The sequence below is a fragment of the Pedobacter hiemivivus genome, from assembly GCF_005144565.1.
In the GTDB taxonomy this organism is placed as follows: Bacteria; Bacteroidota; Bacteroidia; order Sphingobacteriales; family Sphingobacteriaceae; genus Pedobacter; species Pedobacter hiemivivus.
Genome location: NZ_SWDX01000006.1, coordinates 121,691 through 147,137 on the forward strand (window position 1 = coordinate 121,691; position 25,447 = coordinate 147,137).

Annotated in this window: 17 protein-coding genes; all 17 read right to left on the reverse strand. The window is 43.0% G+C overall.

Annotation, left to right across the window (positions count from 1 at the left end; all coding sequences use genetic code 11):
- Positions 1-166: 166 nt before the first annotated feature.
- Positions 167-1,291 (reverse strand): FecR family protein, encoded by a 1,125-nt coding sequence (locus tag FBD94_RS16450; RefSeq protein WP_136881000.1) that lies wholly within the window; start codon positions 1,289-1,291, stop codon positions 167-169.
- A gap of 102 nt (positions 1,292-1,393) precedes the next feature.
- The gene (locus FBD94_RS16455; protein WP_235884518.1) at positions 1,394-1,909 is read right to left on the reverse strand and encodes an RNA polymerase sigma-70 factor; all 516 of its coding nucleotides are present in this window, start codon (positions 1,907-1,909) and stop codon (positions 1,394-1,396) included.
- 400 nt (positions 1,910-2,309) lie between these two features.
- The gene (locus tag FBD94_RS16460) at positions 2,310-3,284 is read right to left on the reverse strand and encodes an NADP-dependent oxidoreductase (RefSeq protein ID WP_136881001.1); all 975 of its coding nucleotides are present in this window, start codon (positions 3,282-3,284) and stop codon (positions 2,310-2,312) included.
- Positions 3,285-3,439: 155 nt separating this feature from the next.
- Positions 3,440-4,246 carry a helix-turn-helix domain-containing protein gene (locus FBD94_RS16465; protein WP_136881002.1) on the reverse strand — a complete coding sequence of 269 codons (807 nt, stop codon included), beginning with the start codon at positions 4,244-4,246 and terminating at the stop codon, positions 3,440-3,442.
- Positions 4,247-4,538: 292 nt separating this feature from the next.
- Positions 4,539-7,202, reverse strand: coding sequence for a PQQ-dependent sugar dehydrogenase (locus FBD94_RS16470; RefSeq protein ID WP_136881003.1), 2,664 nt, complete (start codon positions 7,200-7,202; stop codon positions 4,539-4,541).
- Positions 7,203-7,207: 5 nt separating this feature from the next.
- Positions 7,208-8,092: a sugar phosphate isomerase/epimerase family protein gene (locus FBD94_RS16475; protein ID WP_136881004.1), complete on the reverse strand. Its 885-nt coding sequence runs from the start codon at positions 8,090-8,092 to the stop codon at positions 7,208-7,210.
- Positions 8,093-8,217: 125 nt separating this feature from the next.
- Positions 8,218-9,144, reverse strand: coding sequence for an NPP1 family protein (locus tag FBD94_RS16480; RefSeq protein ID WP_136881005.1), 927 nt, complete (start codon positions 9,142-9,144; stop codon positions 8,218-8,220).
- A 165-nt stretch (positions 9,145-9,309) separates the two neighbouring features.
- On the reverse strand, positions 9,310-11,535 hold the full coding sequence (locus tag FBD94_RS16485) for an alpha-galactosidase (protein WP_235884520.1): 2,226 nt from the start codon (positions 11,533-11,535) through the stop codon (positions 9,310-9,312).
- 11 nt (positions 11,536-11,546) lie between these two features.
- Positions 11,547-12,746 (reverse strand): DUF4998 domain-containing protein, encoded by a 1,200-nt coding sequence (locus tag FBD94_RS16490; RefSeq protein ID WP_169472333.1) that lies wholly within the window; start codon positions 12,744-12,746, stop codon positions 11,547-11,549.
- A gap of 28 nt (positions 12,747-12,774) precedes the next feature.
- On the reverse strand, positions 12,775-13,965 hold the full coding sequence (locus FBD94_RS16495) for a DUF5000 domain-containing lipoprotein (protein WP_136881007.1): 1,191 nt from the start codon (positions 13,963-13,965) through the stop codon (positions 12,775-12,777).
- Between the two features lie 26 nt (positions 13,966-13,991).
- Entirely contained in the window at positions 13,992-15,908 is a 1,917-nt protein-coding gene (locus FBD94_RS16500) for a RagB/SusD family nutrient uptake outer membrane protein (RefSeq protein ID WP_136881008.1), read from the reverse strand.
- 10 nt (positions 15,909-15,918) lie between these two features.
- Entirely contained in the window at positions 15,919-19,458 is a 3,540-nt protein-coding gene (locus FBD94_RS16505) for a TonB-dependent receptor (protein WP_235884523.1), read from the reverse strand.
- Positions 19,459-19,494: 36 nt separating this feature from the next.
- On the reverse strand, positions 19,495-20,664 hold the full coding sequence (locus FBD94_RS16510) for a FecR family protein (RefSeq protein ID WP_136881009.1): 1,170 nt from the start codon (positions 20,662-20,664) through the stop codon (positions 19,495-19,497).
- A 108-nt stretch (positions 20,665-20,772) separates the two neighbouring features.
- Positions 20,773-21,336 (reverse strand): RNA polymerase sigma factor, encoded by a 564-nt coding sequence (locus FBD94_RS16515; protein ID WP_136881010.1) that lies wholly within the window; start codon positions 21,334-21,336, stop codon positions 20,773-20,775.
- Positions 21,337-21,619: 283 nt separating this feature from the next.
- Positions 21,620-21,820, reverse strand: a complete 201-nt coding sequence (locus FBD94_RS16520) for a hypothetical protein (protein ID WP_136881011.1) — start codon at positions 21,818-21,820, stop codon at positions 21,620-21,622.
- A 465-nt stretch (positions 21,821-22,285) separates the two neighbouring features.
- On the reverse strand, positions 22,286-23,791 hold the full coding sequence (locus tag FBD94_RS16525; RefSeq protein ID WP_136881012.1) for a TlpA disulfide reductase family protein: 1,506 nt from the start codon (positions 23,789-23,791) through the stop codon (positions 22,286-22,288).
- Positions 23,792-23,825: 34 nt separating this feature from the next.
- Positions 23,826-25,427: a RagB/SusD family nutrient uptake outer membrane protein gene (locus tag FBD94_RS16530; RefSeq protein ID WP_136881013.1), complete on the reverse strand. Its 1,602-nt coding sequence runs from the start codon at positions 25,425-25,427 to the stop codon at positions 23,826-23,828.
- Positions 25,428-25,447: the final 20 nt, after the last annotated feature.

Consider the following 25,447-nt stretch of genomic DNA (forward strand, 5'->3'; position numbering starts at 1 on the left):
TTTTAGAATGTTGTTAATTCACATTTCATTGATCGGTTTATTCAGGAGCGTTCCAAGCGCTCCTGTTTTTGATCAGAATTTGTCCCGCCTTTAAGGATCTTTTTCTTTCTTTTTCATCTAGTTGGTTGGTTAGTTTGTTGATAATTGACTATTTCTCGAGCGGGTTTTAATTTTTTAGTTGGACAGTAATAATCTTCCCTTTTACCGTAAAGCGGACTTTATCTGTTCTCTCTATAGTTTTCAGAACAGTCGAGAGGTTTTTGTCCCGGGATATTACCCCCAGAAAAGTGAGGGTTGCAAAATCTTTGCGGTTCCCCTGGTAAACAACTTTGACGTCATACCACCTGGAAATTTGTTTCATGATACTTTCCAGGCTTTCATCTGTGAAACGGAAAAAACCATTTTTCCAAGCTGTTGCCTGCTGTAAATTTGCTGTTTCAACGGATATTGAATCACCTGTATTGATTGCTTTTTCGCCTGGCTTGATGGTTTGAGCGATCCTATTGAATACTGACATTACTTTCACTGAGCCTTCCAACAATGTGGTAGTCGTAACCTGTTCATCTGCATAACTACTCAGGTTAAAATGTGTTCCAAGTACAACTACAAGCTGTTTTTCTGTTTTAACCATAAATGGATGTTCTTGATCTTTAGAAACTTCAAAGTACGCTTCTCCGGAAAGCTCAACCGTACGGTTTTTTAATCCTGCGAACGAAGTTGGAAATTTGAGAACGGAAGTGGAATTCAACCAAACCTTAGTCTGATCAGGCAACACCAATTCATATTGTTGTCCATTGGCTGTAGAAAGACTGTTGTATTCTGGTTTAAGGCCTGGTTTTTCTACTTGCGTTTGATAACGCAATTCCCCCTCATTGATTTTAGAGATCGTAACGCCATGTTGTGTGGCTAATTTTCCATTTACTACATCTGATAAATCGAGCTTGCTGCCATTAGATAAAGTAAGTGTTGCCGTATTTTTTCCAGGAGGAACATCATTTAAGCTGAATTCTCTGGTAGAATTTCCATAAAAGTAAAGTCCGGCACTGATCGTAATGGCAAAGGAAGCTGCAACGGCAATTATTGGCCACAATTTCTTGGATTTGCGCTTATTCGTGTCCACTATTTTTTGCCACATTTCGAATTTATTCGACTCCAATTCCTCAATAGTGAATGTCGGATTTTCGACCTCTTGCATTTCTTGTACCCAAGAAAGCAGTAAAACTATTTCTTCATCAGTTGCTGTCCCTTTCCGGTATCTATCTAGTATATCTTCAGATTCTTGGTAAATCATAATTATAGGGTATAATTAATTCCTACTATTTACAACTAAGACGAATCAAAATCGACCAGGGGTAAGAAAAAAAATAATAAAAACTAAAAAGAATTAAGGCACCTAAAAACGCAACAGGAATACCAAATAAACAAATAACCCCAGCTTATTACGAAGAATTTTTAACGCATTTTTTACCTGCTTCTTTACAGTTTCTTCACTAACATCCAATTGTTCGGCAATTTCTTTATGGCTCATGTGTTTAAATCGGCTAAGCTCAAAGATCTGACGCATTTTCGAAGGAAGCGCAGCAATCTCACGTTCAATAATAACAGTCAACTGCTTTTCTCTCACTAAAAAATCGGTATTACTATTTTTTGACCGCAAATATGTCGATAGTTGAGAGATGTGTTTGCGGTTTATATCCTGATGTGTAATCAGATCCAGAATTTTATGATATATGCATGTGTACAGAAATCCTCCCATATTAACAATATCAAGCAACTCCTTATGCTTGGCCCAAAGAGTTATAAAAACTTCCTGAACTATATCCTGAGCCTGCTCCCGATTACCTAACTTTTTATAAGCATGAATATAAAGTAACGCATTATACCGATTATAGATTTCTTCATATGCCATATGGTCCCCCTTTACTAAAAAGGACGTAAGTTCTACATCTGAAAATTTACTATAAATTGTCATAAATGCGCTAAAAATGCAAACTTTTAATAAAGCTAAATAGTTTCAATCTCGAATTTCAACCGAAGCCTATTCAACGCTTATGCAATTATAAACAAATAATGGCAATTACATAATATTAGCTTTTATAGTTTTACCCACCGCTAAATTAAATGGGAAGAAGTTTTTCATTAGCCTGGGAAGTTCGTCATTCATTTTGCCCACTTCATTCTGAAATATCCAAATTGACCTCCCCCGAAATACCAGACAGCTGAAAAGTCGAAAAAATCCGGGCAGGTCTTTAAAAAAAACATATATAATATAGGTCGAATATACCGACCCATATTATATATGATTCCCTTTAGGGTTTAACGATAATTTTGCCTACAGTATTTTTAGTTTGTATCATCGTATGAGCTTTATGCATTTCCTCTAGTGGAAACACATGCGAAACATGTGTCCTTATTTTTCCTGTGGACAATAAACCGGCAATAAATTCCAAATCATGTTCATAAGTTTCATTAGGGCTTACGCTTATATGCAGAGCGGTAACATTCTTTTCCTTTTTTGCCTTTTCCTTGAACGCTTCGTCTGGGTAGATCACTAAACTTAACAAAGTTCCGCCTGCTTTTAACGCTTTCAAAGAACGCTCGAGATGATTTAAATCCTCACTCCAAACTGCATCGTGAACAATATCTGCATCGGTAATGATTTCCTCGAACTTTTGTGTTTTATAATCAATAAACTCATCTGCTCCTAAGCCCAGTACAAATTCCTTGTTTGCTTCAGAAGCAACACCTATGACATATGCACCGAAATATTTGGCAAGTTGTACGGCATAATGTCCTACGCCACCTGATGCTCCATGAATAATTATCTTATCGCCCTTTTTTATATTTCCGTGGTTTACTATAGAAACCCATGCAGTTAATGCTGCCATAGTAGCACCGGCAGCACTTTCAAAGCTAACGTTGCCAGGCTTTAATACCAGTTCTTTCTCTGGCGCAGCCACGTATTCAGCGTAAGCATTGGCTTGACCTAAAAATTTGAAGTTGCCAAATACTTCATCGCCAATTTTAAATTTATTTACTGCTTTGCCCGTTTTCGTCACAATGCCCGCAACGTCCCAGCCAAGTATAATATATTCTTCGGTACCTTTATAGGCATATACCTGATCCAGTGCCTCCTTTGTTCTTCTTACATATGCATCTACAGGATTAATGCTAATGGCTTTTACCTGTAACAGAACTTCATTATCCGCAATTACAGGTATTGGAACATCCGCCAATACAAGGTTTTCGGGTGCTCCTATTTCTTTCAAGACTATTGCTCTCATTTTTTATAAATTTTATGACATAAAGGTAGCGACGCGAATTGTTCCTCGCTTTGTTTAAAAAGTCAAATTTGCTTTACTCATAAAGTCATAAAAAGCATGTTCTTAATCTAAAGACCGCCAGTAATCAAAGCCCGTCTGGTATACGATTTGGCTATTTACTTTACCAGTTCTATAGGCGGATAACCGAAATGCCTCTTAAAGGCAGAAGAAAAATGCGAGAGGTTCTCAAAGCCTGCTTCTAAATAGATATCATTTGGCTTCACATTATTTTTAGTGATGGTGTAATGGGCAAACTCCAGCCTTTTTTGAGTGAGCCATCGTTGTGGAGTAATGTGGTAGGCTTTTTTAAAGTCTCTGTTAAATGTAGACAGACTACGTCCGGTTAGGTAAGCAAATTTTTTCATCGGCATATTAAACATATAGTTCTTCTCCATAAAATCCGGCAGGCTGATCTTTCCCGGTTCAGAGAAATCTGTTAACAGGCTGTCTATATCTTTATCAATACTACGAAGGATTGAAATACCTTCTTCCATTTTTATAGTTGCAATATCTTCAGGCAGTCTTTCCTTGAGATCAAAATAAGGCAGCAACGACACAAAAAAGCTCTCCAATAGCGGGTGCGGATCATAAATTTTCACCTTTTGTTCATGAGGGCTGGTGCTGTAGAATTTATGCTTTGTATAATAGGTCTTCAAACGTTCAATTGCCAGGCCAAATACAACAGCCTTGTAAGGTCGTCCATCTTTAGGCCGCTTAATGACTGCCGAAAGCTGGTTACGGGGGAACAACAGTGTGTCGCCGGCAGCAAATAAATAAGATTTATCAGCCTGTATCACTTTCATTTCACCGGAAATGATTCTCACAAAAGAGTGAAATTCCAGAATGATCTCATCTTTAAATAATTTATCTTCTGTAACGAACCAGACAATGTCTGTAAATTTATTTCGATATTGTTCTGCCATAAGACTAATTTATTCCTATCCGTAATAACAACTGTTGCTCCAGCATAGAGTAGCCTTTCATCAATTGGCTTAAACCTTTGGTTTCTCCTGTAACCAGTGCAATTTTACCCAATTGCTCATAGTTAAATTATATCAAATGTACCAATCATTTATCAGTGCTACTTTGTTTAAAATGTCATATTTTCTTTGTCTAAATGTCGAAGCGGGAATGCTATGATTTGTAGTGAGGTTTATAAAATGAAAAAGAGGAAGGGTCATGAGATCCTTCCTCTTCTCAGTGATGTGAGGCTAATTAGCGATTACTGAATGTAAATTCTTTTATTTTTAAACCCGGTTGCGTAAACACCAGGTAAAGGTTCTGTCTGCCAGCTGTGGGAATTAATGTCGTGGTTACGATATTTCCTTCAGCTAATGCAGCTGTTCCAATCAGTTTGCCATCAACTGCTCCGGTGCGAATTTCGATTTGCCCTGAAGCACGCTCAGCACCTGGATTTATTGACAGACTTTTTAAACTGCTTAAATCTATATTCCGCAACAACAGGTAAGCTCCGGATTTATTTGAAGTCGCGATGCTGCGATCGTCATTGAACGTCAGTTCAGCAGACTGATCTGCATTGTTTACAGGTATGGTTGGGTTTTTCAGGATAAGTATATCTTCTCCTAACTGGGCAGGAGCAGAATTTGCGCCTCTGTCCCTATATGCTGCCCTGAAAATGAAACTTCCCTTATTCGTTGCATTTGCCGGAACTTTAGTCACATAAACTCCGGTTACAGGTAGACTTTTCTGACTGGCTTCTTTGTTGCTTAAGCTCAGGATGTATTTTACAATTGCACTGATTTCAGCAGTTGGCATTGTAGAATGTGGCGGCATCATGGCATCTCCCCAGACGCCGGAGCCTCCGTTAGCAATCTTTTTGACCAGGAAATTCTGGGCTGTGCTGCTTCCTTTGTATTTAAAGGCAACTTGGGTAAGTGACGGACCCAAAGATTTGGTGTTCAGTGCGTGACATGCATTGCAATCACTTTTCTTAATCAATCCCTTTGCCAGTTCGTGTTGAGCAGATGCGTCGAATGTATTTTGCTTCTGCGCGATAACGGTCATGTCATATCCTTCAGACAAGTAATTAATGGAAACTGACACGGCTGAGGGTAGAATCCGCTTATTGGTTAAGCTTCCATCTTCTTTATCTGTTACTGTCACGGCATAGCGAATTGTATTCCCGGGAAAATAAAAGCTCGAATTCCCCTGGGTAAAATTAAATTTCACTTTCGGAACTTCATTCCCGGCACTGATTTCTACTGATTTACTATTTTTTGCTCCACTTGGATCGGTCACTGTCAGTGTTGCTTTGTATACACCAGGCGCAGTAAGTGCAATTTCAGGGTTTTCTTTAGTACTACTTTGTTTAAGTACCCCAGCGCGGGTGATCTTCCAATCGAATATTAAAGAGTCTCCGTCGGCATCTTTTGTGCCTGCTGAACTCAACTGAATTTTCATCGGCACTGCGCCGGCAGTCTTATTCGCCGATACCTGTACAGATGGTTTACGATTCCCGCCGTTATATTCAATTTTTATCAATTCTGCTTCAGGGTTATCCCGAAAATAGCCGTTTCCGTATTCCAGCACGTATAGACTGCCATCAGGGCCAAATTTCATGTCTATCGGTCCTTTTAAAGTCAGGTTGGGCAGGAACCGCTCCATTGAAACGTAGTTTCCATCCTTGTCCAGAGTCACTGCCAAAATCCAGCCTCTAACCCAATCCGTGATCAGCCATTTCCCTTCGTAATAAGCTGGGAATATATGGTTTGCTCCTTTAAAATCACTTTGGTGAAATATAGGCCCGCCCACGGCACTTCTTCCGCCGCTGCCCATCTCCGGAAACTCGGAACTGGCGGCATAGGGATACCAAATCAGGGGATGAACGACTGCTGGAAGGACAGTCATGCCGGTATTGTTCGGAGAGTTATTGACAGGTTTCATGGGATCGTACCATGCACCCGATTCTTTGGTCGCGAAATTATAATAACGATAGCCTTCTCTTCCGTTGAAATAGGGCCAGCCATAATTTCCTGCCTGTTTAGCCAGGTTAAATTCATCATAGGATCTCGGTCCTCTCAGGTCAGAAGGGTTAGATCCGTCAGGACCTACTTCACCCCAATATAGCCAGTTTGTTTTACTGTCTACAGTTAATCTCCAGGGGTTTCTATTTCCCATGGTATAGATTTCAGGGCGGGTTTTAGGGGTTCCTTTCGGAAACAGGTTTCCTTCAGGAATGGTATAAGTGCCATCTGGTTCAGGGTGTATCCGCAGGATTTTACCTCTGAGATCGTTGGTATTGCCAGATGACTTTTGTGCATCCCTGGCTCCTTCTCCGCGCCTTTCATCAATCGGTGTGAAACCATCGGATGACCTGGAAAAGGTATTATCACCCGTGCTCAGCAACAGGTTCTTATCTTTATCGAATACCATTCCTCCACCAACATGGCAACATTCTTCACGCTGTACTACCACATCAAGCATCTTCTTTTCGGTTGCCATATTAAGCTTTCCTCCATTCCAGGTAAACCTGGAAAGCCGGTTGACTGAAGCATTTTTTGCGGAATAAAAAACATATATCCAGTGATTTTTTACATAATCCGGGTGCAGGATCACGCCTTGTAAACCGTCCTCACCTTCTTCCCGCTGGCCGGTTTTGCTCACATATTCCCTGCTTACTGCAAATTCAGCGATGACATCCATCTTTTTCTTTACCGGGTCATATAATTTAAGTTTGCCTTTACGCTCAGCATACAGGACTTTACCGTCAGCCATAATCTGGAACTGCATGGGTTCTTCGAGTTTCTGTTGCAAAACAACTTTTGTGAACCGGTTCTCTTCGGGTCTTGAAAGGGGTTCCTGGGCCTCCACTATTCCGATACCTGTGAGTAGCGTAATCAATACTATTAGTCTCTTCATATTCCTTAATTCTTGCTGCTGATTATCTTGCGGAAATTGACCACGCTGGCGGCTACATCCTTACTGTTTTCTTTCCAATTGTATTCGTATTCTGCTGAAATTCCCCCTTTGAAGTTCTGGCGCTTTAATTCATCAATCACGCCTGGTATGTCGGAAACTCCTTCTCCCCAGTGAACGTCATGTCCGTCTCTTCCCTTTTCATGCAAATCTTTCATGTGCAGGTGAAAAATCCGGCCTTCTAAAGTTTTCAGGCAGGCTACCGGATCTAATCCCGATCTGACCCAGTGACCAATATCGGCGCATGCGCCAATGCGTTTACTTTTTTCCTGCGAAGCTTTCAGTACAATATCGGGGTTCCAGTATTGTGAAGGATTGGGGTGATTGTGAATGGCCAGGTTGATCTGGTATTTGTCACATAAGTTAGAGATGAAGGACAAAAATTTCTCATTGGGTTCCGACGTGATCGTTTGGATGCCCATAGCTTTTGCAAATTCGAATAATTTAGTCCAGTCTGCTTCTGAGTCTGCTCCGGTTACACCAAAAGCCATCAATTGGACGTTTTTTACTTTAAGTAATTCCAGAACAGCTTTTCTAGTGGACGCATCCATGTCAGGACCCATTCTACCAGGAATTCCGCCGCCTATTGTCTGGCCGGGATAGGCTTCAACGAATCTCAGATTACAGCTGTCGATCTTATCGACAGCCTCAGCAAAGGTATACTCTTTAAATGTATAGGCTTGTGATCCGAGTTTCCAGCCGAGTTTAGCCTCTGGATGGGTCGATTGTTTGGATCTGCTACCTTTTTGTGCCACCTGGCAGGCGGAAAGTACAGCCAGGCCGAGGAACAGTAGACCCAGGCCGGCGATTTTTGTAAAGTGTAATTGTTTCATATGTTGTGTGTTAATGTACAAAATGCCTAAACGTTCGTATTGTATAATTCTATGTTCGAAGGACATAACCCATTACCCTGAACTTTTAGTAAGGCCGTATCATCATGATGATACGGCCTCGTTTGTTAAATGCCTCCGAGCTGCGTACCTGAAGGATAGTTACTTTGACTGCATCCATCCGTACCCGTTATGCCAGCACTTCCGTTGCATGAGGAAAAATACCAGTAATCCCGGTAGCGATACAGTGGTCCCTTACCAATGGTGCCGAAATTTCCGTTGAAGCTGAAGTAATTACTCTGGCAGGTCATTTCTGTTAGATTAGTATTCCATGTTTCCACGAAGTCGTTGGATCCACTTGGATTTCTGTAATCGCCATAGTAAGTACAGTCGTATCCGGGAAATGAGATTGAATTGGAATTGTGATAGGAGCCATGGGCTTTTTTGCCTACAAATACCTGCGGCCGTGTGCCTGCGGCTACATTTTGCCAGTTTCTGGTATACCAGCCTGAATGTTGAAAATAGGTGACTGTAACAATGCGATTGGTTTGGGTATTTACCTGTACAACGACATGTTCCCAGTCATAGTCATGCCCGCCCAGGTTCGCGAAGCAGGTAGTCTGGGTTTTATAAGTCCACCAATAGTCGATAAATATTCTGTTGGAGTTGTTTGGATGACGCTGCACTTCAAAATAGGTAGGAAAATTTTTACTCCTCGGGGCGTTTCTATTCGCCATGACTAAAGTGCCGTTGCATACGATACTGCCTGGATCTGTGCTTGCCCAAATGTCTTCAATACCGGTCGGATAGTCGGGTGCTGCCTGGTCAAATTTGAGTATAGGGGCGTAGTTCCAGGCCAGGTTATAAGCTGCTGAACCGGTAATCTTGTACCAGCTTTCCTGGCAATCTGTGCACATGGTCGCACGCTCCTGAACATCTGCCGTCTTTCTGACTTTTTCTTCTGTCAAGCCGTTTTCCAGTTCTTTCTCTTTGGTGCATTGGGTGAACACCAGGCATGCCATGGCGATCACGAAGTGAATTGGTTTTCTTTTCATTGGGTTTTATAATTGGTTAATAATTGCGAATGATAGAGAACTGAAGCCCATAGTGTGGTTAGTATGCTACATGGAAATAATCAGGTATAATCCCTCGTTGGGTGTGCAGAAGTATACATAGATATAATACGTATCTCCCACCCGGATTACATCAGGATTTATTCATCATTGTATTGCTGAGATTTGAAGAATGACACTGGTTCTGTCTAAATTCAGATCGGGATTAAATCCGATGTTCATCAGAAAATCACCACTGTAGCTTACCGGAGACAAAGTTGAGCTTTGCCCTGGATAGAGGTTGACTTCCTGAATCTGGTATTTTTTATTGACGTCCAGGCCTTTGAATTTGATGGGCAATGTGCTCACGGAGCCATAGCGATAGTTGACGAGGTAATTGAACATCACCGCATTATTTTTATCGGGGTCAACATACAGCATGGAGGCTACACTGCCTTCACGGGGATTAGCCAGTCGATACTGGTCTCCCTGCCAGATGACAGGTTTAAGCTGGTTGTAGGTCTTTATGGCTTCCTGGCAAAACTTCAGGTCTTTTTCAGGTAGTTGACTGACGACAATGTCAAATCCCAATTTTCCCATCATGGCTACATCTGTTCGGAATTTGATCGGCTGCTTCCCCCAGTCTGTTACATGGTTTGAACTGGCCAGGGCGGGGTAGAAATAAGAATATTCCCATTGCATAAATATCCTTTCCAGTGGATCGGTATTATCACTTGGCCAGAACTCCGTGAAATACTGTAATGCGGCATAGTCAACACGTCCACCACCACCCGAGCATAGCATCATGGGTACTTTCGGATACTTAGCACGGATTCTTTCCAACACGTTATATAATCCGCGAACGTATTCGATGTAAAAATGAGACTGGTCTTTTAAGTGTGCGGAATATGCATTGTAGATGACCGCATTGCAGTCCCATTTGATGTAAGCCAGATCCGGGTTTTTGGTAAACATACCGTCTACGATGCCGAAGACAAAATCCTGAACTTCGGGATTACTCAAGTCGAGGGCCAGTTGATTTCTGAAATAGAACTCCTCCCGCTTTGGCTGCTTCACGACCCATTCCGGATGCCGCTCATACAGTTCACTTTTCGGGTTGACCATTTCAGGTTCAATCCAAATCCCAAAACGTGTGCCTGTGTTGCCGGCTTCTTTTACCAAAGAGGCAATCCCATTTGGCAGTTTCGTTTTGTTTTCCTGCCAGTCACCCAAGCCTGCTCGGTCATCATTCCTGGGGTATTTGTTGCCAAACCAGCCATCATCCAGCAGGAAGAAGTCCACTCCCAGTTTTTTGGTATCTTTTAGCAGTTCTGCTAGTTTTGCTTCATTGAAATCAAAATAGGTGGCCTCCCAATTATTCAATAAGGTCAGTCGATTTCCTTTCCCATCTAGCAATTTATGGTTACGCGCCCAGTCATGCATTTTCCTGCTTGCCTCACCTCTTCCTTTATCAGAGAAGGTGAACAAGAAAGCTGGCGTTTTAAATACTTCTAAGGCTTTGAGCCGGTAAGCAGACGCATGATTGTTCATACCGGCGATCACCCTGAGGTTATCCTGGTAGTCGACTTCCAGGTCAATTTTGAAATTGCCACTCCACTCCATGGCGCCATAAATCACAGTTCCTTCATCCTCTGTAGCTGGCTTATCCAATGAAATCATAAATACCGATGGCTGAAATAAATTTGCTCTGGTCCCCAGTTTACTGTCCAGGGTCTTGATACCATGGCTCAGCTTAGTCTCTTCAGGCTGCATCTCCTTGGCCCAGTCGCCATGGTATTGATTCAGCCAGAAACTCCCAGCTTTAAGGTAAAGGTTGGCCGAGGCGAATTTATTGAGCTGCACGGCACCCTTTTCCTGATGCCTGATTTCTGCCCAGGTCTCGATTACATCCTGTTTGTAAAAGGACCTGTAAAACAGTGTCACTTCAAAAGGATACACCGGATCTTTTAAACGGACTTGTAAAAGTGTTACGTTTTCGGCTATTTTCTTTTCAGTATAATCTACATATTTTAGTTCCAGAGAGTTGTTTCCATCCGCGTGTGTTACGCTTATAGCCGGCTCCAGGAGGTTACGAGAACCTGAGGGGGTGTAAGCAGAACTGGATAGTCCGGTATAATCGCTGCCCTGACGATAAGCAGAAGCCAGCCCGGTGTATTCGCTCGTCGCCTTTAGCTTTTTTCCAAAGTGTATGATGTTAAGGTCATTATTGGCGTTGACCTGCAGCACCAATGCATTATTTGCTGTGACGATTGGGATGATGCGACTTTGCGCATACACCCCAGCACCAAAGAGTTGAGCGAACATAAATAGATTAAAAATGGTAAAGTTCCGTACTGACTTATTGTAATTGAGCATAGAATTGATTGTATTCATACAGCAAGGGATTAAAATCCGCTTGCTGTAGTTCTGAGTCTGATAGATTTAAATTGGAGGTAAACATATTGACCGGTACTTACGACCCATCCGATGGATACGGTTGTAGGAACTGTCAACTCGAATTTGACATCATGGTTCCCCGAAAGATTGTTTTTATTGCCATGAAATACCGCTAGTACATTCGTTGAGGTCCCGATATTTGGAAGGTTTGTGCCGCTGGCGACCATTTCCTCTACGGTGTAAACGTCCCCGCCGTAGGAACCGGTTTCAAACGATACCGTATAGTTGCCGGCAGGCAGCAGCACCGTTTGCCATACCTTTCCGTTGTTTACACCCTCTCCTCCCCAATCTTTAGTTTCAAAATGAATGACGCCGCCATTGTCTGTTGACCAGCCCCCACCCCTGCCATTATTTTGATTGGTCGCTGCTGAGTTAAACTGCCAGTCCCTGGGTGTTCCCCATTTGCCGGTCTCCGTGTCCCCCCTGAGTATAGGGGCTCCGGCATTTTTGAGATAAGCGTTTGTCACATCTTCCGCTACACCGATTTCCTGAATAGCGGCATAAAAGGTATCCACAGCCATAGTGTCCGGCAAGAACACACTTTGTAATTTGAATTTTGTTGCGCTTTTGTAATTTGTCAGTTTCACGGTCGGGAGATCATTGGTGACCTTTAAGGTGTGTTCCTTGTTGTCGGTTCCTATATAGGTCAACTTGCTATATGGCGAATTATCAGAGCCACTGAAAAAGTCGACTGTAACTTCGGAGCCTACTTTTTCAGCACGTTTGATCGGACGGTTCTGCACGGATTCCTGGTAGGATGTACCGTAAGAGGTTCCCGAGGCAAGCACGGTAACTGAGGAGTTACCAACTGCATCGTAGGTCTTAACTTCGAAGTTGTAGTTACCGGGAGCAAGCGGGATAGGTACATCCAGCTTATCTACACCAGGTCCACGTGTGATGTCGACAATTAAGGAATCCTGACGTAGGTTCCAGTAAATTTTGACCTTAGTGATCTTGGGATCGGAAATCAATAGACCGCGAAGTACCACCCTGTTGATGCCAGAATGGGCCACCAATGAGTCTACTCGACCCGTATACAGCAACTCTTTGCCGTCGGTGTATTTCAGGTAATCATCCATTTTGGAACATGATCCCAGCGCCAGCATTGCCAGGGGCAAAATGATGGCTAGATATTTTATATTTTTCATCTTTTCCATTGAAATTTTAGACTGCACATTATTTATCATTTCCCCAGAAGGTCATTTCGGAAATACACATATTGGTATTTCCAGACCAGTTTTGAAGACAGCGAATCCTGATGTATCTGACTTTTGGCATGTCCACAGGGATGTTGACTTCATCTCCAATACGGCCGGCAACACGGTCATCTTCTGTGAAGATACCGGTCGGCAGTCCGGAGGGTTTGACGTTGGTTACTGTAGCTAGTTTGGTCCAACCATCAAAAGAGCCATTTGTATTATACTGGCTTATTCCCCAGACCTCGTATCTTCTCAATGATACGTCGTTATACCAGTGCCGTTCGTCCTGGATGGTTTGTTGTGAGAATCTGCTTAACTGGGCTTGTACCCCCAAATCGAATGTGATATATTTTGGAACGCCAGTGCTCGCATTTCCTGTATGCAGTCCGGCACCCCTTTGGTCAGGAACTGCTTTTCCGTCCCATGCGAAGGGCATAGCGCCATCCCAGAAATTGCATACGGCGTCACCAGGGAGAAACATCTCCCGGAATTTCTTCTTATCCAACTGAACTTCATAGATTGGAGTGAGTTCCTTGCTCAACACTTCTGAACTGTTTCCCCATTTGTCCCGGACGAAGATGTTGAAGACGCGGGATTCAGAGGCATAACCCCTGAGTGAGAAGTTGGCACTGTCGCGGGCAGTATAAAAAGTTCTTGCTACGCGCATTTTACCGGTTGAATCCGGTGTGGACACCACAACTGCGAGCTCCGCTTTATTCAGGTTTTTGAAGCTGAAGGAGGCACCGCCGAAATCTGAAACTACAGCCAGCGATTTATAGGCGGTTAAATAAGGTGGTGCTTTGGGTGTTACCGACACGGTAGTTAATGCGGACCGGTTGCCACTTTTGTCAACCACATACATTTCCACATTATGTGCAGCCGAGTCTGCGAATCCTTCTACGACAATAAAGTTGCTGTAGTAGGAAGATTTAAATTCTACATTTTGACCTGACTGGTTCTTGTAACTGGCCTGAACGTATAATATATCCGGGTCTCCGGGCAAATTGTAGGTGATTTTTGCGGCTCCTGCCAAACTTTCCACTGTAGGATTAGATAGGGTGCCTGGCGCTGTACCATCTTTTTCAATGGGCTTGAGTTCTGTTTCCTTGCAGCTGCTAAATGCGCTGAGGACGATACCGGTGATGATTAAAATCTTTAATGTTTTCATCTGTTCTACGATTAATGAGCGGTATACTACCAACCTGGATTTTGTACCAGTTTGGGATTAACAATTAGGTCAAACTGTCTAAGCGGGAAAAGGTAGTCACGAGGGGCTACAAAACGCTGGGTGAAAAGTAGTTTAGGGCGGTAATAGCCTACGGCTGCTTCCTGTTCTATGCTCCAGCCGTGAATGCCCTGGTTAAGCACCCTGCCCGCTGTTTTCCACCTCCTAAGGTCCCAGAACCTGCTGTTTTCAAATACGAGCTCAATTCCTCTTTCTTGTTGGATGATTTCCCGAAGACCTTCTTTGGTCGTGTATTTTCCTGGCTTGTTTGAAAAATTCGTCCAGGATTCCTGAACCCCTTTAAGCCCTGCGCGAGACCTCACTTTATCCAGCCAACTGATGGCTTCCGCGCTGTTTCCTGATTCGTTAAGTGCTTCGGAAGTCAGGAGGTATAGGTCTGACAAACGCATTTCCGGCCATGGATAAGCCTCGTAGGTTGCATCTCTTTCGGTGATTACAAACTTCCAGTTGACAAGTTTTTTTGCCCACAACCCTGTAATAGAGACGTTGCTTTCCCCAATGCGTGATTGCGGCTGCCCTGTTTTAGCCTTAACCACCCAGGTGTTTTCATCTGAGGCGCTTCTGCTATTGTTCATATACCAAACTCCACCATCAAAACCCAAATCCGCGTAAAACCTTGGTTCCCTGTTGTATTGGATCGAAGCAGATTCATAACCTTCGATCAGGTTGAACCGTTCTTCGTGACTGGCGGTACGCATATCATATCTACCGGAGTAGTTGAAAGTTTTGTCCTCATTCATCGGTACACCCTTATCGGTATAGAATAGGTTAGCAATCTCTAAAGTGGGTGTCATCAGCTCTTTAGAGCCCCAGATGTTCAAGCTGTAGTTTGGGTCCAGTCTGGCCATAACATCCTTCTGGAGGTCTCCAACCTGTCTGCCGGATAATCCCCAGACCAATTCAGTGTTCCATTTCTCTGTTACGCTGTTTCGGATGCTTAGCTGGGTGACAGTGGTATCGCTTAATTTGGTGAATGTTGAGAACTGATATAAAGATATTCCGCCATGGTCGCATGCGGTCAACGCCGCTTTACATGCTTCTGCGGCTTTGTCCCATTTGGTAGCATCAAAGGAGGCGTTGAATAAGGCTACTCCATCCTTGTCTCTAAAGTTCGCAAAATCAGTGTTACCATTGAACAGGGGGCTTGCGGCGGTAACCCATAATTTAGCCTTAAGCATCAGTGCTGCAGGTTTGGTTACTCTACCGAGTTCTGTGGAACGGTTAGTAATGATGTTGGGAAGATCTGCTGCTGCGATATCCAACAGGCCGGATATATATGCTACAGTTTCGTCGACTGTAGAACGCTTAACCTCCAGTTCCTGACCATCAGCGGTTACAGGGAAATTTTTGTCGGCTAATACAATTGGACCATACATCCGGAAGAGGTAAAAGTGATAGTAAGCTTTCAGGAAAGTCACCTCGGCCAGCCACCTCTTTCGCATGGTGGGTGTCAAGTCGAACACCTTATTCTCATCGGTGACATTTTCCAGGAAAATATTACAATCCCGAATGCCACGATATAGCGCCTGTGCACCGTTTCGCCCACCCCAGAAGTTCATGTAGGGATCGTTGACATTTTGATTGCCACGACTGATCTCCCAGGCGGAATAGTTATTTACTCCACCGCGTTGGGGGAACCAGGTCCACAATTCGTCGGCACCTGTCAAACCGATATTTCCAAAGCCATTTTGATGCAAAGGAAGGTAAGAATAACAGGTAAACAAGTATTTTTCCGCTTCAAGACGGTTGGCAAATGCATTGTCTAATGTGGCCACATTGTCTGGTACAAGATCCAGGTAATCCTTGCAAGAGGACAAAGAGAACATGGTTAAGCACACTATAATAAAGGTTTTAAATTTCTTCATTGTTGTCGTATTAAAATTTTACTTGTACTCCAAAATTGAAAACTTTCTGAACCGGATAGCCCAGGCCATTTCCACCCATTTCTATATCCCACATTTTAAATCCGCTGAGCAGGAACAGGTTATTTCCGCTGGCATAAAATCTGGCGGAGGAAAGAAATAGCTTCTTGCTTACGCCCTTAGACAGGGAGTATCCCAGCTCCAGGGTTTTTAATCTTAGGAAAGCGCCATTCCGCATAAACCAGGTGCTGTACTGGCTAAGGTTATTTCCATTATACTTCGGGTCAAACCGTGGCCATAGCGCGTAGAGATTCCTGTTTTGCTCAGACCAGTGATCATCGGCATACGCCTTTAATAAGGGAATGTCATTTTGAAAGGGCGAGGTGTTACTTCCGTCCAGCCAGAAGGTTGACCTTGCCGAACCCTGAAAAAATGCGGAGAGGTCAAAGCCCTTGTAGCCAGTTGAAAAACCAAATCCATAAATGATCTCGGGAACCCGTGGAAAACCGATAGGGACCTTATCCAAGTCAGTGATTTGACCATCTCCGTTCATATCCCTGTATTTGATATCTCCCGGGCCGTACTCTCCGTAGGTTTGTCTAGGGGAATTGTTCACATCGTATTGATCAACGAAAAGTCGTTCAGCAAGCAAGCCAAATATTTGGTCTATCGGCTGCCCTACATGCAGGAGATATTTTTCATTGTATGCCGGCTCTTCATACTGAAGGTACTCACTGTGTGCGTAGGTAAAATTGCCACGCATTTGCAACCAGAGGGAATTGTTAAAGCTTTTATTGTAATCAAGAGACATGTCCAGGCCATTTGCTTTCGCACGGCCCACATTCGCTCTTGGATTTACGGCCAGGCCGACACTTGCAGGAATCGAGGCACGATCCATCAGGATATTCTCTCTTGTTTCTGAAAAATAATCTGCCTGGAACTCGAATCCACGCAGAAATCCGACCTCTATTCCTATGTTGGTCTTGTAGGCTTTTTCCCAGGAGATGTCCCTGTTCTCATAACGATTTATAGTAAATCCATTCTTAGTGTAGTCGTAATTTTCACCGAAGGTATACGCCTTTCCGCCATCGCTGGTATTCAGTTCCGACAGATAGAAGAAACGGTCATTTGCATCGCCAATGGCGTCGTTACCTACTAAACCGTAGGTTCCTTTCAGTTTGAGTTTTTGTACGACTTCTTTGATTCCGGTCCAGAACTTCTCATTAGAAACTATCCATCCACCGCCGATTGCTGGGAAAAAACCGTAACGGTGACTACGGTCGAAGCGCTCGGATCCGTTGTAACCAAATGTCATCTCCAGAAGGTACCTGTTGTCGTAGCCATAAGTGAATCGTCCCGATAAGCCCTGATTGCGGTAAGGTAAAGATTTTTGTAAGGTCCCCTGATTTGCCAGTAATTGCTGTCTGCGTTGAAAAACGAGTAAGCCACTGAGGTCATGTTTGCCCGCAAACTGTCGGGTATACATCAAATTGGCCTGGAGGTACAGCGTCGTGCTGATCTCTTTACCACCCTCGTTATAATTCAGATATTCCGTTGGGTTATTAGCCTCATTCAGCAAGGACAGGGTATATTGATTGGTTTGAGGGGCGTAATAGCTGATGTTGTAAAAATAAGGGTTGTAAAAGCGATTGACATCAAAATAGGAATATCTTGAAGTATTGAACATCCCGCTCGCTGAAAAACCTGGTGTGACAAAATCAAGGTTTTGCTTCAACTCAAACTGGGCTTCCAGCAATGATTTCGAGGAGTCTTTGTATCCTTTAACCAAATCTGCATATGGATTGGAGTAGCTGGCTCCGGAACTGGCATCACCACGACTGGCGTTCCCGAAAAGTATGTGTTTAGTCGAGGGCATCATCGAAGCCGGATAGAACGCAGGGAATAAGACCTGGTTGGACCTCATAATTTTTTTATAAGTGGCCTCACCCCCGTCTACCGGTCCAGTGTAATCATCAAAACTGCCGGCTAGTCTGGCAATAATTTCTGTCGTTTTGGTCACGTTGATATTCACGTTACTACGCAGCTGATAGGATTTCAGGTTGATGTTGTTATTGAAGTTGGCAGTTTTATCTACTTTCAGGTTTCCGTTATCCTGGTTAATTGCTCCGGAGATGTAATACCTGGCAATCGCACCACCGCCGCTCACACTCAGGTTGTATCGCTGATTGGCGGTTACATCCTTGATGAGCATTTTACGCCAATCAGTAACTGGATAGAGCAGTGGGTTTTCACCAGAAATCGTTCCATCTATTTTCTCCAGACTATAGGCATAACCGGAAAGTGGATCCCGGGTCAGGTTCGCTTCATTGGCTGCTTTCATAAAGGTAACCGGATCCGCGAGTTCAATATCCTTGGTGTTTGAAGAGAATGAGTTTTCAGCCCTGAATGAAATGACTGCACTGCCCTGTACGCCTTCTTTGGTGGTCACCTGTACCACGCCATTGGCACCCCTGGCACCATAAAGCGCTGTTGCCGTGGCATCCTTCAGGATGGAAAAAGCAGCGATATCGTCCACCTGTAGTCTGGCCAGCTCCTGCGCAGTGGTTTCCACACCGTTTATTAATATTAACGGATCTCTTTTATAGCCGAATGTAGTAACTCCCCTAATGAAAAAGTCCGCATTATCCCTTCCGGGCTCACCACTTCGCTGATAAGCAATGACACCGGAAAGACGTCCTGCCAATGCTGTGGTTAGATTGCTGGACGGTACTTTTAATTCTTTGGGGTTGATGGTCGTAATGGAACTCACCATACTGGATTTCTTTTGCGTTCCAAAAGCTACAACCGCTACCTCATCTAGGGCGTCAAAGTTTTCTTTCAGAACGATATCCAGGATTTTGGCGTCTCTTACAGTGATTTCCCGGGTGATGAAACCAACATAGGAAACTACAAGAATACTTTCAGGCCCCGGTACCACGATACTGAACTTACCATCGGGGTCGGTACTGGCTCCTCTTGAAGTTCGTTTTATTTTGATACTTACTCCTGGTAGTCCTTTTCCAAGCGTATCCCTCACACTTCCTGAAATAGTAATTTGTAAGTTAGCAGGTCTGTTGTCTATGTTCAGAGGGATCAATTTCTTCGCGGAATTTTTGATCTCCCTAACGATGACCGCTTTGTCTTCGATGGAATATTCCAGGTTTTGTCCTTTAAAACAGAGGTCGAGCACTTCTTCCAACTTTCTGTCCGTAACGTTGATATCGACAGGGGCTTTTTCGCTGATTTTCTTCGCGTCATAGAGAAAATCGTAGCCTGTCTGATTGTGAATTTCCCTGAAAAGTTTTCCAAGGCTTGCTTTTTTATGTGAGAGCGTAACCCGCTGGCCGTAGCCCGCCGCACTCACCTGAACCATAAAAAGCATTAACAGCAAAGTTGTTAGCCGCATAATACGTAGAATTTTTTGAACATGCCAATTAGGCGCACCGAGGTTCCTGGTGGAATTTTCATACATTTGTTTAGTCTGGTTAGAAGTTATAGAATGGTATTTATTTTCTTTTGCCGGATCATTAAGGCCAGTTGTGTTGTCGCACACTGGTCTTTTTTCAGCAATGACTTTAAGTAGAATTGTCTAATTCGTTACTAAAATCCTCCTTCCTTCGATCTTAAAGTGTACTTTTCCTGTCAGCGCGATGAGTTTTAGCACAGCTGAGATATTTTTTCCACTGGATATGAAGCCGCCCAATGAGATATCCTTAGGCAGGGATTCGTCAAATATGATTTCCACATCATACCAGCGTGCGACTTTGCGCATTTCTGCTCGAAAATCGTTATTGGTAAAAATAAATTCACCATTTTTCCAGGCCATTTCTGTTGATAAATCAGCGTCCTGCACCCGGAGGGAATTAGATTGGATAACGGATTGTTCACCCGGCTTTAGCGTCGCATTCTTTCCGTTCTTCGAACCTATCCGTACAGACCCTTCCAATAGAGTCGTTTTCACCTCTTCTTCTTCCTCGTAGTTATTTACGTTGAAATGGGTTCCTAAGACTTCGACGGTTTGTCGTTTCGTACGGACGAAGAAGGGCATGCGTTTGTCCTGTATTTTCGCTACTTCAAAATAAGCTTCTCCGCTCAATTCAACGCTTCTTTCTTTTCCAATAAACCGGTTTGGATATCGCAATAAGGAACCCGCATTCAGCCATACCTTGGTGCCATCAGGCAGGTTCACCTGGTACTTTCCCCCCCGCGGTGTTTCAATGGTATTGACGCCCACCGGCAATCCTTTTGAGCCATGATCCCCTAAGGCTGTGTAAACCAGTTCCCCTTCTCTCGTTTTGCTGATACTTACTCCTGACTCATTTGCGAATTGCCCCTGGTTTTGGTCAGTCAATTTAATTTGCTTACCATTAGCCAGGGTGAGGATAGCTGTATTTTTCGCAGGAGCAAAGTCAGGTGTTGTGACCAGCAGATCCTGCCTGTCAATCCGGGAAGTAAATAAATAGAGGCCTAGTGCGGTAGTAACCAGCACAGCAACTACGGCTGCCCAGGTTCTCCATGAACTGGTATGTAGTTGGTGGACAGGAATAGCTTTTAAAGATTGGACGCCAGTTGTCTGTACCAGGCGTTCACGGAGCTTGGCATCTATTAGCTCCTTTAACTGCCTCTCGTGTGTATGGATCACCACCTCGGTGTCATTAAAGGTATGATACCAGTCGTCTACCAACTGCTTCTCCTCAGGCGATACCTTTCCATTTATATAATTTTCAATCGCTTTCAGAAGCGGTCTCGAAATCCCCATTTATACTTGTTTGTATGTTAAGTACAACTTCTCAGGCATTACACCTACGCCGAAATGATTTTTTTTTTAAAATAAAGGAATGCACTAGGACAGCAGAGTTCCTGTGAGCTAAAACAGGAAAGAATTCAGATTTTTAAGGACGAGGCGCAAACGGGTCAGGGCTTTGTTTAATTGGTTCTCCACCGTACTTTGGGAAATACTTAGTTCGGCGGCAATTTCCTTTGCAGATTTATTTTCGTTGCGGCTATATTTAAAAATCAGTTTGCAACGGTCGGGTAGGTTTTCGATTTCTTCCTCCATCAACTTAAGTATGTTTTTAAAATGGAGGGCATCACTCGCGTCGTTAAAGTTACCTAAATAGGTTGCCGGTGCTAGCAACTCGAATTTGCTGGCAAGCTTTTCACGGCGGATCAGTTCAATGATCCGGTATTTGATCGAAACTGCAAGATAGGATTTCAAATTTTCAATAACAACCTTTTCCCGGTTGACCCAAAGGCTGGCGAAGGTATCATGCACCAGGTCCTGCGCGGTTTCGAGATTGCGCAGCCTGTTATAGGCAATGGAATAAACGGTTTGCCAGTACCGATTATAGATTTCGGTATAGGCGCCTTCATTACCCTCCTTCAATAAAGAGCAAAGCTCCGTATCACTGAATATTTTATAACTATTCATCCCGTAGTTGCATCTGATACCTGGTTATGAATGCAAAACTATATAATTAAGTTGGTTTAAATAAGTCAATTCTAAACGAGCAGCTGATCGGTATAATTCTAATTTTACTTCGCTCTTCGAACTCATTTCCCAATTTCAGCTCGTAATCAGCGAATAAAAGTGTTTTAATAAAAGGCCCCTCATAAAATCTGAATGTACCAGCCCCATTTATGGCAAAGCCTGTATCATTATCTCCGATCAATACTTCTTCAAAAAATATACGGGCATTTTTAACAATAGATGCTTAAAATCTGTTGGTATCTTGTATACATGATGCACTAATCATATTCAATTCAGTAAGAGTAATACCTGGAAAAAATTGATGTACTAAATCGTTTTCTTTTACCAAACCCGGGGCAGCCGTTTGTTTTAAGAAATTTTGCAAGTATTCTTTAACATAAGATTCTGAAAGTGTTTTATCCTTCTCACTAAATATGGCTTCCATACTACTCAGATAGCTTTGTTTAGCCCGATCCAGTTCAGTTTGTGAACGGCTTCCGTCTTAATTTCCTCCAATAATTTCTAAAATTTTCTCCGTTCAATTATGATTGTCTCTTCCTGTCACTAGTAATACTTTCTTTCAATTGTGATAAAGATGGATGATTTGAGGGTTAGTTATATATGTGTAAAAGTGCAGTGGGAATCCCAAATCAATCTGATCATATAGCTTAAAGCCGAAGTCTTTATACCAGTTCAGATTGCTTTAATCATATAGGGTAGATTTTGCAAGTATTAAATATTAAACAATAAGTATTTTTAACAATTAAAATACCTCAGAAAGCCTATCCAGACTTTTCTGAGGCAATTAACTAATCCTAAATTTACTCTTACGAGTTTCAAAAAACGCATGAGATAACCATCTTCATGCCTATCGATCTAATGATTAAGTATTAGATTTTTTAATTTATATTTAACCTTTTTTACCTGTTAACAACATTTCAATCATCAGCTCTAGATCCTCTTCACTATCGGCTTCCGTTCTGAAATTAGAAAAAATAAGGCGACCATCTCTATCGATCAGGAAGTTCATCGGCGCAGCATTGCGGTTATCCAGGTTTCCTTTTACCTGTCCTTCTACATCCTCTAAAGGTGTGAAGCTATAGCCGCTGTTTTTCATAAATGGGATCACATAATCGTTTTGTTTGGAAACGACATTGATGCCTAAATATTCAAGATCCTGACCTTTGAACTTTTTTACTACATTTTCGAAGTGCGGAAACTCTGCCCTACACGGACCACACCCTGGGAACCAATAAGTTAACAACACCACTTTCCCCTTGTAATCAGCAAGTGACGCTGCCCCTGGCGTCAGGTAACGTTTTAAACCATTAAATGGCGTCGCAACTTGTGAAACTGCCTCCAAATGTCTCCAGATATCGGCATCAATCACGATTTCATTTTTCCCCAGTTTAATACCGTAGTCGGTTATTGTGGTTTTTAGTGCAACTGCGGGGGTTTTAGCAAATGTGACGATTAAGCTGTCATAAGCTGCTTTGGTATTTCCAGACAGTTCATTGGCCTTTGCTTTTAGCAGGACTAGATCTGTTTTAAATGACGAATACTTGGACAGCTTTAACTGGTTCAATACAGCCAAAGCTTCTGCGCCATTTTTCTGGTCCATCAGCATCCGGGCTTTGGCTACGATTTCCGCCTGCAATACAAGAGCAGACGATTGTTTCTTCTCCGATTTCTCGTCTTTGGCCATTTCCTGTGCCAGTGCTACTGCCTTTTGGGGATCTTCGGCAAGCAGGATCTCAAAATAACCAGACATTCCGCTAGCCGACCAGTTGAACTTTTCGGGCGCATAACTGTTGTGTAGCAGCTCATAATATTTCAATTTGTCGGCTGTTTTTTTGGATTTGGTAGCTAACCAGTACAAGGCTTGTGCCCCCCGTTCATGGGCAGGAAAACGTCTGGCCACATCAAGGCTCATGTCCCTCCATTTTGCTTCATTGGTATTACTGAATGATGATGCATAATAAAATGCATAAGTTGGATTGGAAGGGTCTGATGCTGCAGCCTTGGCCAGGTAGCCGGCTGATAATTTAAAATCGCCCCACCGTTCTCCATCCGACCATAATCCTCCCCAGGCTTCGGTAAACTTAGGGTCAATGGCTACAGCCTTTAACAGATATGGCTTGGCTTTGGGGCTCTCCTCATCCAGATAGGCCTTTGCTATGGAATAAGGGACCATGGCCGATTTTGGATATTTATCCATCCAAACCTTGTATTGCTTTTCCAATTCCGGGTTATTAATCCCCATGGCTTTGATATAGGACTGGTGTGTCTTTAGGCTATCAGGTGCTGCTTCTACATTAGCCTTCAACTTTTTGATCTCCTGAGAAAAAGCAGGCTGCCAAATATTTAAGAGGATTATGAGCAGCGCTAATGCTACATATTTTACATTTGTTTTCATAATTTTTATTTTATTGGATGATAAACTCAGGAACTTACTGCTCCCAACCCGTATTTTGAACCAACGGTGTTGAGGCAGGATATTTGATAATCTCAGTATAAGGTATTGGGAACAGGTTCATCTTATCCGCAAACTGACGTTGTGCATTAACCGCAACAGGTGTGTAAGTATGCGGGCCTGCAAGCGTTCCACCAATGGTTACGCCAGTGAGGCTGGCGGCTCCACGTGTTTGTGGGCCGATCTTCCAGCGATTGATATCCCAAAGACGTAATCCTTCAAAAGCGAGTTCGACAAAGCGCTCATGCCGAAGTTTATCCATTGTAAAACTGATCGCCGGAATGGCCGGCATATTAACCGAGGTGCGTGCCCTTACTTTATTTACATAAGTACGAGCCTCTTCGATATTGCCCAGATTATACTGCGCTTCGGCATAATTTAATAATACCTCCGCATAACGGATCATGATAAAATTCTGACCACTAAAGTTCAGGGTCTGATTGGGGTCATAAGTTGGATCTAAACCTTTTCTGATATAATATCCCGTAGCAGAGGGTCTAGTGGCAGGATTAGCCGTACTACCCACAAACATATTGACAGGAAGACCATATAAAACCGTTCCATCGTGAACAATGCTGGCATCAAACCTAGGATCTCTGTTGGCATAAGGATCCGCTTTATGAACAGGATTATTCCAATCGAAAGTGGTTCCATCCTTCATTTCATATGCATCTACTAGAGCTCCATTCGGGTTGATTGCGCCGCTACTTCTTCCGGTATAATTGGGAGGAAGCGTACTGTTATCAAAAGATGTGCTCTGATTTGTGGAGGATAAGGCAAGATATTCTTTATCGAGAATTACTTCCGAATTGTATTCATTTGCAGTATAGAACATTGATTGATAATCAGGATACAAACTATACAAATTGAGCTGCATCACTGCAGTTGCAGCGTCGGCCGCTTTTTGCCATTGCCCCCCATATAGATACGTACGGCACATTAAAGCCAGAGCTGCGCCTTTGGTGGCCCGGCCCCTGTCATTGCCAGTGTAAGACTTTGGCAGCATATCGGATGCAGCCTGCAGCTCAGCAGTGATAAAATTAATACATTCAGTATTCGAGCCACGCGGTATATACAGATTATCGGTTGTATTGAGTGTTTTAGTTAGGATCGGAAACCTGCCGAAATAATTATACAAATAATGATAATACAACGCCCTTAAAAACCGAACCTCGCCTGTGAACCTATTTTTTAAACCCGCACTAGCGTTTAGAGATCCGATATTATCCAGAAACACGTTACAGTTACGGATCTGTACATAATACGCATTCCACAAACTGTTAAATGGGGCATTGGTGGCATTATTCGTATTTGTATTATAGGTATAAGAAGCAACGAAGGTACGATTATCTGTACTTTCATCCGTATAATTGCTCAAAGCATCAAAACTCGACGCACTTTCATATTCACTTGGCATCCCCCGGTAAATATTGCTAACATATAATTTTACCAGTGTGCTGTCTTTCCACACGGTCGCATCAGAATATTGGCTTAGCGGCTTACTATCCAGTAAATCCTTTTTACAAGCGCTGAAGGCTATAATAAGCAGGCCGCTCAGCATATAACAAATCTTTTTCATATTTTCTTCTGTTTAACTGG

Excerpts from the sequence above, each read along its gene's own strand:
- FBD94_RS16450 (WP_136881000.1), bottom strand. The coding sequence starts at position 1,291 with ATGATTTACCAAGAATCTGAAGATATACTAGATAGATACCGGAAAGGG.
- FBD94_RS16455 (WP_235884518.1), bottom strand. The coding sequence starts at position 1,909 with ATGGCATATGAAGAAATCTATAATCGGTATAATGCGTTACTTTATATT.
- FBD94_RS16460 (WP_136881001.1), bottom strand. The coding sequence starts at position 3,284 with ATGAGAGCAATAGTCTTGAAAGAAATAGGAGCACCCGAAAACCTTGTA.
- FBD94_RS16465 (WP_136881002.1), bottom strand. The coding sequence starts at position 4,246 with ATGGCAGAACAATATCGAAATAAATTTACAGACATTGTCTGGTTCGTT.
- FBD94_RS16470 (WP_136881003.1), bottom strand. The coding sequence starts at position 7,202 with ATGAAGAGACTAATAGTATTGATTACGCTACTCACAGGTATCGGAATA.
- FBD94_RS16475 (WP_136881004.1), bottom strand. The coding sequence starts at position 8,092 with ATGAAACAATTACACTTTACAAAAATCGCCGGCCTGGGTCTACTGTTC.
- FBD94_RS16480 (WP_136881005.1), bottom strand. The coding sequence starts at position 9,144 with ATGAAAAGAAAACCAATTCACTTCGTGATCGCCATGGCATGCCTGGTG.
- FBD94_RS16485 (WP_235884520.1), bottom strand. The coding sequence starts at position 11,535 with ATGAATACAATCAATTCTATGCTCAATTACAATAAGTCAGTACGGAAC.
- FBD94_RS16490 (WP_169472333.1), bottom strand. The coding sequence starts at position 12,746 with ATGAAAAATATAAAATATCTAGCCATCATTTTGCCCCTGGCAATGCTG.
- FBD94_RS16495 (WP_136881007.1), bottom strand. The coding sequence starts at position 13,965 with ATGAAAACATTAAAGATTTTAATCATCACCGGTATCGTCCTCAGCGCA.
- FBD94_RS16500 (WP_136881008.1), bottom strand. The coding sequence starts at position 15,908 with ATGAAGAAATTTAAAACCTTTATTATAGTGTGCTTAACCATGTTCTCT.
- FBD94_RS16510 (WP_136881009.1), bottom strand. The coding sequence starts at position 20,664 with ATGGGGATTTCGAGACCGCTTCTGAAAGCGATTGAAAATTATATAAAT.
- FBD94_RS16515 (WP_136881010.1), bottom strand. The coding sequence starts at position 21,336 with ATGAATAGTTATAAAATATTCAGTGATACGGAGCTTTGCTCTTTATTG.
- FBD94_RS16520 (WP_136881011.1), bottom strand. The coding sequence starts at position 21,820 with ATGGAAGCCATATTTAGTGAGAAGGATAAAACACTTTCAGAATCTTAT.
- FBD94_RS16525 (WP_136881012.1), bottom strand. The coding sequence starts at position 23,791 with ATGAAAACAAATGTAAAATATGTAGCATTAGCGCTGCTCATAATCCTC.
- FBD94_RS16530 (WP_136881013.1), bottom strand. The coding sequence starts at position 25,427 with ATGAAAAAGATTTGTTATATGCTGAGCGGCCTGCTTATTATAGCCTTC.